1 protein-coding gene is annotated in these 811 nt (G+C 68.7%); it reads left to right on the forward strand.

The genetic code is table 11. The features are described 5' to 3' along the window. On the forward strand, window positions 1-811 hold an 811-nt coding region (locus CFB18_RS12205; RefSeq protein WP_200808206.1), incomplete at both ends, for a hypothetical protein.

The following is an 811-nucleotide window of genomic DNA, read 5'->3' on the forward strand; positions in this document are numbered from 1 at the left end:
CCCTGCTCTTGGTCCTCCCCCTCCTCGCCGCCTTCTACCTGCTCGCCCTCGGACTGGGCCAGCGCTCGGCCCTGCCCGGCGAGCGGCCCGCCCCCACCCTGCCCCCCCTGACCAAAACGGCGATCTTCGCCGCCGTCACCGCCACCGCCCAAGCCCCCACCCGCACCCCCGCCCCCCTCTGCCCCGAAGACCCCCGCCTGTGGCAACTGGTCCCCATCGAGGCCGGGCTGCGGGACCCGCAGACCGGGCAGCCCATCCGGCTGCCCAAGCCGCCCCAGCGCATCGAGCCCCCCTGCGTCTACGAGGGGCTGGCCCGGGATCTGGCTCACACCCTGGTCCCCAACCCGAACGCCCCCGCGCCTTCCGTGGAAGGCAAGGTGCTTTCGGTCCCCTGGTTCTGGGCCCCCGGAATGGAGGTGCCCACCATCCGCCTGGTGCCGGAGCGGCGGGACGTGTTCGAGATCGGATATGACGCCCAAGGAAAGCGGATTGACCACCTTTATCTGCCCTACACGGCCATCGCCATCGGCGATCCCGATTTCCCGGTCCTCGTCTACGTGTATGAGGATATCCCGCAACAAGCCTGGACAGCACACCGGCGGGAAGGAGGGGAAGAGGAATTGTGGGTTCGCATCCAGCTCCGTGGTGGAGAAGTAAGGCGATCCGTTGCAGGCGTAGTTTACGACGCAAAGGCCCGCCGCTGGATCCAAATCGCCTACAAGCTTCCCCTGCCGCCCCGTGATGTCCACACTGTGCCGGCGGGCTCGGCGGAGGACCTGGCGAAACTGTTCGGATTGCCCCTCTGGCGGCG

The sequence above is a fragment of the Thermoflexus hugenholtzii JAD2 genome (assembly GCF_900187885.1).
Classification (GTDB): Bacteria; Chloroflexota; Anaerolineae; order Thermoflexales; family Thermoflexaceae; genus Thermoflexus; species Thermoflexus hugenholtzii.